At 67.6% G+C, this 4631-nt stretch carries 4 protein-coding genes and 1 pseudogene; 4 read left to right on the top strand and 1 reads right to left on the bottom strand.

The genetic code is table 11. From position 1 onward, the window contains the following. The 4 genes and pseudogenes from AC1VAN_RS12455 to eda all read left to right on the top strand — a co-directional run. A pseudogene (locus AC1VAN_RS12455) lies at positions 1-121 on the top strand (glucokinase); the annotation flags it as partial. Further along, the gene (gene pgl, locus AC1VAN_RS12450) at positions 118-840 is read left to right on the top strand and encodes a 6-phosphogluconolactonase (RefSeq protein WP_032977874.1); all 723 of its coding nucleotides are present in this window, start codon (positions 118-120) and stop codon (positions 838-840) included. The pseudogene AC1VAN_RS12455 and the gene pgl, both read left to right, overlap by 4 nt. A 58-nt stretch (positions 841-898) precedes the next feature. Continuing rightward, entirely contained in the window at positions 899-2815 is a 1917-nt protein-coding gene (edd, locus tag AC1VAN_RS12445; RefSeq protein ID WP_025878806.1) for a phosphogluconate dehydratase, read from the top strand. A gap of 237 nt (positions 2816-3052) precedes the next feature. Then, entirely contained in the window at positions 3053-3712 is a 660-nt protein-coding gene (eda, locus tag AC1VAN_RS12440; RefSeq protein ID WP_480985895.1) for a bifunctional 4-hydroxy-2-oxoglutarate aldolase/2-dehydro-3-deoxy-phosphogluconate aldolase, read from the top strand. A gap of 261 nt (positions 3713-3973) precedes the next feature. Here eda and AC1VAN_RS12435 read toward each other — a convergent pair whose 3' ends face one another. After that, positions 3974-4621: a response regulator gene (locus tag AC1VAN_RS12435; protein WP_025878804.1), complete on the bottom strand. Its 648-nt coding sequence runs from the start codon at positions 4619-4621 to the stop codon at positions 3974-3976. Between the last annotated feature and the right edge of the window lie 10 nt (positions 4622-4631).

The following is a 4631-nucleotide window of genomic DNA, read 5'->3' as shown; positions in this document are numbered from 1 at the left end:
GTTCTCTTCGATCATGGCGCGGGTGCCGTCGCTGGCCGTGATGCATCCCCACGCCGGACTGCTGGGCGCCGCTGCCTATGCTGCCGACGCCGAACGTGACGCACCAGGAGTTGCCGCATGACCCCCATCTTCCAGGACGACCGTATCGACTTCATCAACCACGGCGATGCCGATGGCTGGATCGAGGCGGTTGCAGCCGAAATGGCGCAGGCGATCAACCACGACATCACCGAACTGGGCCGCGCACGCATCCTGCTGTCCGGCGGTACTACGCCGGCACCGGTGTACCAGGCGCTGGCCGAGCTGGACGTGCATTGGGACCGCGTTGAAGTGAGCCTGGCCGACGAGCGCTGGTTGTCGCCGCAGGATCGCGACAGCAATGCATGGCTGGTGCGCGAGAACCTGCTCACGCGTGCCGAAGGTGCGCACTTCGATCCGCTGGTGCGGATCGGCAAGCCGCTGCCCGAATGCGTGTACACCGCCAACCTGCAGGCCCAGCACAGCCAGGCGCCAAGCCTGGTCGCACTGGGCATGGGCAACGACGGCCATACCGCCTCGCTGTTCCCGGGCTCGAAGGACCTGACCCGCGCGCTGGAAAGCACCCTGCCGTACGCCGCACTGGATGCCACCGGATGCCCCGGTGCCAACCAGTGGCCGCTGCGCATCACCCTGACCCCGCGCGGCCTCGGCCAGTGCCGCCAGCGCCTGCTGCTGCTGCGCGGCAAGCAGAAGCTGCAGGTGCTGCGCCAGGCATTGGACAGCAACGACCCGCAGCAGTATCCGATCCTCAACGCAATCAACCTGGAAGGCGCGCGCCTGCGCGTCCACTGGGCTGATTGATGTCGGCGGCGGCGCCCTGCTGCCGCTTGCCTCTCGCCACCTCGAACGCCGGTAGCCAATGAGCCTCCATCCGCAACTGCAAGCCATCACTGAGCGCGTCATCCGCCGCAGCGCCGCTTCGCGCGCCGCCTATCTGGCAGCGATCGACGCCTCCCTGCGCGATGGCCCGTTCCGCAGCCGCCTCAGCTGCGGCAACCTCGCCCACGGTTTCGCCGCCTGTGGTGGCACCGACAAGAGCCGCCTGCGCGGCGGCGTGACGGCCAACCTGGGCATCATCACCGCCTACAACGACATGCTGTCAGCGCACCAGCCGTTCGAGACCTATCCCGAACAGATCCGTGCGGTGGCCCGCGAACTGGGCGCGACGGCACAGGTGGCCGGCGCTGTGCCGGCGATGTGCGACGGCGTCACCCAAGGCCGTGGCGGCATGGAGCTGTCGCTGTTCTCGCGCGATGTCATTGCCCAGGCCACCGCGATCGGACTCAGCCACGACATGTTCGATACCACCGTGTACCTCGGTGTGTGCGACAAGATCGTGCCGGGCCTGCTGATCGGCGCCCTCGCCTTCGGCCACCTTCCGGCGGTGTTCGTGCCGGCAGGCCCGATGACGCCGGGCATTCCCAACAAGCAGAAGGCCGAAGTGCGCGAGCGCTACGCCGCCGGCGAAGCCACCCGCGAAGAACTGCTGGAAGCCGAATCGGCGTCCTACCACGGCGCGGGCACCTGCACCTTCTACGGCACCGCCAATTCCAACCAGGTGCTGCTGGAAGCGATGGGCGTGCAGTTGCCGGGCGCATCGTTCGTCAATCCGGACACGGCGCTGCGCGATGCACTGACCCGCGAAGCCACCGAGCGCGCACTGGACATCACCGCGCTGGGCGACGACTTCCGTCCGCTGGGCCGGATCATCGACGAGCGCGCGATCATCAACGCGATCATCGCGCTGATGGCCACCGGCGGCTCGACCAACCACACCATCCACTGGATCGCGGTGGCACGTGCGGCCGGCATCGTGCTGACCTGGGACGACTTCGACGAGCTGTCGCAGCTGATCCCGCTGCTGGCGCGCGTCTATCCGAACGGCGAGGCCGACGTGAACCGCTTCGCTGCAGCGGGTGGCCCGGCGTTCGTGTTCGGTGAACTGATCAAGGCCGGCCTGATGCATGGCGACCTGGTCAGCGTTGCCCGTGGCGGCATGGCCGACTACGCGCGCGAGCCGCAGCTGCGCGATGGCAAGCTGGTGTACCTGCCGGGCCTGGAACGCAGCGCCGATGAAGAAGTGGTGCGCGGTGTCGACAACCCGTTCGAGAGCCAGGGCGGCCTGCGCCTGCTGCGCGGCAACCTGGGCAAGTCGCTGATCAAATTGTCGGCAGTGAAGCCGCAGTACCGCACCATCGAAGCGCCGGCCGTGGTGGTTGATGCGCCGCAGGTGCTGAACAAGCTGCACGCCGGCGGCCTGCTGCCCGAGCATTTCGTGGCGGTGGTGCGTTATCAGGGGCCGCGTGCGAACGGCATGCCGGAACTGCATTCGCTGGCGCCGCTGCTGGGCCTGCTGCAGAACCAGGGCCGGCGCGTGGCGTTGGTCACCGATGGTCGCCTGTCTGGTGCGTCGGGCAAGATTCCCGCCGCCATCCACGTGACGCCGGAAGCTGCACGCGGCGGTCCGCTGGGCAAGGTGCGCGAGGGCGACATCATCCGCCTGGATGGTGAGGCCGGCACGCTTGAAGTGCTGGTGGACGCAGCCGAATGGGCCGCGCGTACACATGCGCCGAATACGGCGCCGGCCGCCAATGACCTGGGCCGCAACCTGTTCGCGATCAACCGGCGCGTGGTGGGTCCGGCCGATCAGGGCGCGATCTCGATTTCGTGCGGTCCGGCGGCGGCTGACGGTGGGCCGTGGGACTACGACGCGGAGTATGAGCTGGGGCACGATGCTGCTGCGGCGGCGGCGCCGCATGAGGCGAAGGACGCCTGAGGGATTGAAGCGCGTTGCGGGTATGTGGCGGCGGTTGGTTTCCAGGGGGCGGCGAAGGGCAGGCCGTCGCCAGGACACGCCGTAAATACATCCCTGTAGGCTCGATCGCGCCATCCATGGCGCGAACGGTCCTGGCGACGCCCTGCCCTCCGCCGCATCACAGTTTCCGGCGCCGATACGCCGCGAAGTGATCATTGAAAGCACAACTAGAGCGAAAGCAAAGGCAGAAGCAGAGCTATGGGTATCGAACAACATCAGGTGCGGGCGGCGGAGTTGTTGCATGCGGCCGGCATCCTGCCGGTGGTGACGATTCATACGCTGGACCAGGCACGTGCGGTCAGCGCGGCGCTGCTGGAAGGCGGATTGCCGGCGATCGAGCTGACGCTGCGTACGCCGGTGGCGATGGAAGCGCTGGCGATGCTCAAGCGTGAGCTGCCGGATGTGGTGGTCGGCGCCGGTACGGTGCTGACGGTGGAGCAGATGCAGCAGTCGATCGATGCGGGCGCCGATTTCCTGGTGACCCCGGGCACGCCGCCGGCGCTGGYCGATGCGTTGGCTGCGGCACCGCTGCCGGTGGTACCGGGTGCGGCGACGCCGACCGAACTGCTGGCGCTCTACGCGCGCGGTTTCCGCGTGTGCAAGCTGTTCCCGGCCACGGCCGTGGGCGGCCTGGCGATGATCAAGGGCGTAGCCGGCCCGATCGCCGACCTCAAGCTGTGCCCGACCGGTGGCATTACCGAGAACACCGCCGCCGAGTACCTGGAGCAGAAGAATGTGGTCTGCATCGGTGGATCGTGGATGGTGCCGGGCAGCTGGATCGAGGCCGGCCAGTGGGACAAGGTGCGCGAAAGCGCCGCGCAGGCCGCAAAGATCGTCAAGCGCGTACGCGGCAACTGACGCACTGCGGGGTCAGAGCCGACCCCAAGCGCGCAAAGCGCGCGACCCGCTCCTTCCGTTCCCTTCTTCATTCCGCGGTGGCAGCGCACGGAACCTGTCCGTGGCCCTGCGGAGGGATCGCGCAGGGGCGTAAGCGCCATGGATGGCGCGCCCGAGCCTCCAGGGATGGATTCACGGCGTCCCCTGCGCGATCCCTCCGCAGGGCCAACCCCACGAACTCCGTCCCACCACCGCGAGGGGTTCAGCCGTTGGCCGAAACCCTTACAGCGGCCGTGCCGGATCCACCAGCCCGTACTGGCTGGCCATCCGCGCCAACGCGATGTTGTCGTGGATTCCCATCTTCTCGAACAACCGCGCCTTGTGCGTGTTGACCGTCTTCGCGCTCAGGCTCAGACGACGGGCGATATCTTCCTGGCGCAGGCCCTGGGTCAGCAGCAATGCCACTTCCAGCTCACGCGGCGACAGGTTGTCGAACGGCGAGCCGTTGCCTTCCACGGTGGACAACGCCAGGTTCTGCGCGATGCTCGTGCCCAGGTAACGTCGTCCGGCGGCCACGTCGCGCACCGCACGCAGCAGTTCCTGCGCATCGCAGCCCTTGCCGATGTAACCGGCGGCGCCGGCCTCGAGCAGGCGCTTGGGCAGCGGACCGTCTTCCAGCACCGACACGATCACCACCCGCGTGCTGCGGTGGCCACGGACGATGCGCTCGGTTACTTCCATCCCGCTTACGCCGGGCAGGTGCAGATCACACAGCACCACGTCCGGTTGCAGCTGGCGGATCGCGGGCAGCGCGTCTTCGCCCGTTTCGGCCTCGCCCACCACTTCAATGTCGGTTTCACTCGACAGTATCATTTTCATCCCGGTGCGGACCAACGCATGGTCATCCACCAGGTAGACTCGAATCGTCATTCACGTACCT

This window comes from Stenotrophomonas sp. 05L44_2, from assembly GCF_056665995.1.
This window is presented reverse-complemented; position numbering and strand designations above follow the sequence as displayed.

Bases quoted from the DNA above. Each gene is read 5' to 3' on its own strand.
- AC1VAN_RS12435 (WP_025878804.1), bottom strand. From the start codon at position 4,621: ATGACGATTCGAGTCTACCTGGTGGATGACCATGCGTTGGTCCGCACC.
- pgl (WP_032977874.1), top strand. From the start codon at position 118: ATGACCCCCATCTTCCAGGACGACCGTATCGACTTCATCAACCACGGC.
- edd (WP_025878806.1), top strand. From the start codon at position 899: ATGAGCCTCCATCCGCAACTGCAAGCCATCACTGAGCGCGTCATCCGC.